The following is a 3,993-nucleotide window of genomic DNA, read 5'->3' as shown; positions in this document are numbered from 1 at the left end:
GCAAGCTTTCTAAAGACTTCGTTCGACTTGCATGTATTAGGCATGCCGCCAGCGTTCATCCTGAGCCAGGATCAAACTCTCCATTTGATTTAGCTCAGACGTTTTGCCAACGTCTTGTTTTTTGTTTGTTTATCTGGAATATGATTATTTTCATATCTCATTGAAATCAACGTATTTCCTGTTCAGTTTTCAAAGACCGATTTGTTTTCACTCTCGTTGAGTGCCTGTTAATAATACTATACTTATCTCTTTATGTCAATCAAAATTATGCTTTTTTTTCTAAAAATTTAGAATCTATTTTTTCATCAGTTAGTATTTCCACAATTCCTGCATTCTTACTTTCTTTTCATTACCTTTTCTCATAGAAAAAGGTCGTATATAGATAGACAGAGATTTCCTTTTCTTTCTATAAAACGACCTAAATTTTAATTTGTTATTATATATATAATATATATAACTATTTTCTATTTGGTATTAAAGCTTTACCACCTCGTTTGATTACATCAAAGAAGCTCAAAGATTTTACCATGCGCCGGGCATCAACATATCCTTGGATGGCTCTTAATAATCTCTTGTTGTCTCGTGATGAAAATGTATACGTTCCATTTGTTTTTGTGATGATCGCAAAACGTGGAATCCATCTTCCTTTTAATATCACAGAAGCAGATACAAAATTTATCTCCTGCCAAGGTATTTGGATATAATCTTCTACATTCTTATCATTATAAAATTCAAATGCCTTATCCCCAATCATAACCTTCCCATAGGTCGCCATCCCCATATAAGATGTTGCGTTAATTGTAAGATCAACTTTTGTATTTAATGACTGTGCCATATGCTTCACTCCTTCTCATCAAACGACGTGTTCAATAGTTATAGTACGTATCCTTTATTACGTATAGAATTACATGATACCTGCAACACGTGCAAGAATACCAATAATGAATAATGCTACGATAATAACGATTGGCGAAATTTTCTTTTTCAATAACCAGCAGCATAACAATGTCAACAATAACGCAGACAACCCTGGAATCAATTGATCAAGATTTTGTTGTAATGTTGTTACTTTATCTACATTTAATCCATTTGCTCCTAAAGAAGCGAATTGTTCCAATGCAGATTTGATACCATTTGCTCCTGGTTCAAGATTTGCCCAATCAATATAAGCACCTGGTTGTTGAGCAACCGTAGATACAATTGGTGTAAAGCTAATGCTTACCCAACGTTGTACCAAGGAACCAATGATGAACATACCTAGGATAGAAGCACCACTTGTGATTTTCCCTAAGATTCCACCAGACATATCCTGTGCGATAGAAGTTCCTACTTTATATCCGAATTCTTGTGTATACCATAAGAACGCAAGACGCAATACATTCCAAACAACAAAGAACAACAAAGGTCCAATGATATTTCCACTCAATGCAAAGGATGCACCTAATGCTCCTAAAATAGGACGAATTGTAAACCAGAATACAGGATCTCCGACACCAGCCAAAGGCCCCATCATACCAACTTTAACACCCTGAATCGCTGCATCTTCTACAGGCGCACCATTTGCACGTTCTTCTTCAAGTGCCAAGGTAACTCCCATAACTGGAGCGGATACATATGGATGTGTATTATAGAATTCCATATGGCGTTTTAAAGCAGCAATTTGATCTTCCTTATTAGGATATAATTTTTTAATTGCTGGAATGATGGAGAATGCCCAACCACCGTTCTGCATACGTTCATAGTTCCAAGACCCTTGAAGGAACTGGTGACGCATAGCTACTGAAAATCGTTCTTTTTTTGTTAATTGAATTTTATCTGCCATTTTCTTTTCCTCCTACGCCTTTCTAGTAATCATTCAGTATATCGCCTAATGGATCAGCGGAACCGCCATTACCACCATTTGAGCTACTGTTTGATTTTAATCCAAGATATACTAATGCAAGCGCAACACCAATTGCACCTAATGCGATCAATGTTAATTGTCCAATTGCTGCAAGAACAAATCCTAGAGCAAAGAATGGCCAAGTTTCTTTTGTAGACATCATGTTGATAACCATAGCATAACCTACAGCTGCAACCATTCCTCCACCAACTGCCATACCACCTGATAACCAAGCTGGCATTGCATTTAAAGCATCCGTTACTGCAGTTGCAGGAACGATACACAATGCTAATGCAGGAATTGCAATACGAAGACCTTGCATACAAATTGCAAGAATGTGCCACATACTCATACCACGCATATTTCCTTTTTCAGCACAACCATCCATGAAGTGTACCATAGGAATTGCTAATGTACGACAAATCATTGTCAAGAATAAACCAGCTACTGATAATGGAATTGCAACTGCAATAGAAGTATTAATTGCATTTGTTACATCTGTATTTCCACCCTGTAACCCCAATACCATAAGAATGGCTGATGCTACCGACGCTAGTGCCGCATCCGGTGCAATCGCTGCCCCAACATTTGCCCATCCTAGAGCAATCATCTGTAAGGATCCACCAAGGATAACTCCTTCTTTTAAGTGACCACTTACCAAACCAACTAATGTACATGCAACCAATGGTTGATGGAATTGGAATTCATCCACAACACCTTCCATACCAGCCAGAAAGGCTACAATAACAATCAATAAAATTGTAATTACTGACATTTGATATTTCCTCCTACTTTATTTCCGCTTTCGCTTTTTTCATAATTGCTTTAAAATCATCTGCAGAATCGGTTGGTACTTTACGTACATCAATCTCAACTCCTAATGATAATAATTCTTCAAATGTTTCTACATCTTCTTTTCCCATTGCTACTGCTTTGGTAATAACAGCTTTTCCTAAGGAATGTGCCATAGAACCTAAGTTAATAGATTTAATATCTACTCCACCCTTAATTGCACGAAGTGCATCTTGTGGTGTTTCAAACAATAACATTGCTCTTGTAGAACCAAAACGTGGATCTTTTGCAACTTCAATCATTTTATCAACAGGTACAACATTTGCTTTTACTCCTGGAGGAGCCGCCTGTTCAATCATCTTTTTACGTAAATCATCTTTTGCAACTCCATCAGATACGACAATGATTCTTGTTGGTTTCACTGTCTTTGTCCAAGAGGTTGCTACTTGTCCATGTAACAATCGTGTATCTACACGTGCTAGAACATATTTGATATGTCCATCGCCTACCACTGTTCCCTCTGGAATAGAACCTTGTACTGGTGCAGCTACAGGAGCTTGTTCACTTTTCTTTGGTTCTAATGCTTCTGGTAAAGGACGAACACCCTCTCTTCCAGTATCTACAATATGTGAAGCGATTTCGTGAGCAGTTTCCATAAAAGAACGAGAACCATAAGTTTCAATCAACATCGGTAAATTTAAACCGGTAACGATTGCCCATGTATCTTCATGTCCATTTAGTAATGTGCTCGCTTGGTTAAATGGAGTGCCTCCCCAAAGATCAACAAGAAACAAAACTTGATCTTTATCTTCAAATCCAGCAATTGCTTCCTCCATTTTGTTGCGAATGTCATCAGGTCCTTCGCTTGGCATCAGTGTACAAGCTTTCACGTTTGCTTGTTCACCAAAGATCATTGCACCAGATTGCAGTATGCCTTGAGCAAATTCACCATGACTAGCAAGAATAATTCCTACCATGTTATATCCTACCTTTCTTTTAAAAGTAAATACTCATTGCGCAAAAAAAGGACAGGCAACTATTCAAAGAATTCACATCTATACAAAAAGATGTTTCATTGCTTTAAATTAGTTAATGCCTGTCCTTAACAGTTACACACTAATGAGTATTCGGTTTTACTTTGCCATGATATCATGTAAAGCGCTTACTGTCAATATCTAATTTTTATTTTTTATACATTTTATGATTCGTTTATGATAATGTCTTAAGTATCCACATTTGATTATGTCTTAAATACATATTACAATAGTACCTCATTGAATTGGAGGTACCTTATGAGAAAGGTTGAATTAAATATGCAT

At 36.9% G+C, this 3,993-nt stretch carries 4 protein-coding genes and 1 rRNA gene; all 5 read right to left on the bottom strand.

Translation table 11 applies throughout. From position 1 onward, the window contains the following. Positions 1 to 87, bottom strand: a 16S ribosomal RNA gene (locus ACWG0P_RS15945); the annotation flags it as partial. 370 nt (positions 88 to 457) lie between these two features. Then, positions 458 to 835: a DUF956 family protein gene (locus ACWG0P_RS15940; protein WP_455802551.1), complete on the bottom strand. Its 378-nt coding sequence runs from the start codon at positions 833 to 835 to the stop codon at positions 458 to 460. Positions 836 to 904: 69 nt separating this feature from the next. Continuing rightward, a complete protein-coding gene (locus ACWG0P_RS15935) occupies positions 905 to 1,822 on the bottom strand; it encodes a PTS system mannose/fructose/sorbose family transporter subunit IID (protein WP_455791900.1) in 918 nt (305 codons plus the stop codon). Between the two features lie 22 nt (positions 1,823 to 1,844). Further along, entirely contained in the window at positions 1,845 to 2,657 is an 813-nt protein-coding gene (locus ACWG0P_RS15930; protein ID WP_455791902.1) for a PTS mannose/fructose/sorbose transporter subunit IIC, read from the bottom strand. 13 nt (positions 2,658 to 2,670) lie between these two features. After that, positions 2,671 to 3,651 carry a PTS sugar transporter subunit IIB gene (locus ACWG0P_RS15925; protein WP_455791904.1) on the bottom strand — a complete coding sequence of 327 codons (981 nt, stop codon included), beginning with the start codon at positions 3,649 to 3,651 and terminating at the stop codon, positions 2,671 to 2,673. Positions 3,652 to 3,993: the final 342 nt, after the last annotated feature.

This window comes from Amedibacillus sp. YH-ame6, assembly GCF_053848845.1.
The sequence above is the reverse complement of the archived record's forward strand: the minus strand, read 5'-3'. Positions and strand labels throughout refer to the sequence as shown.

Coding starts and splice junctions, on each gene's coding strand:
- ACWG0P_RS15940 (WP_455802551.1), bottom strand. CDS start 835: ATGGCACAGTCATTAAATACAAAAGTTGATCTTACAATTAACGCAACA.
- ACWG0P_RS15935 (WP_455791900.1), bottom strand. CDS start 1,822: ATGGCAGATAAAATTCAATTAACAAAAAAAGAACGATTTTCAGTAGCT.
- ACWG0P_RS15930 (WP_455791902.1), bottom strand. CDS start 2,657: ATGTCAGTAATTACAATTTTATTGATTGTTATTGTAGCCTTTCTGGCT.
- ACWG0P_RS15925 (WP_455791904.1), bottom strand. CDS start 3,651: ATGGTAGGAATTATTCTTGCTAGTCATGGTGAATTTGCTCAAGGCATA.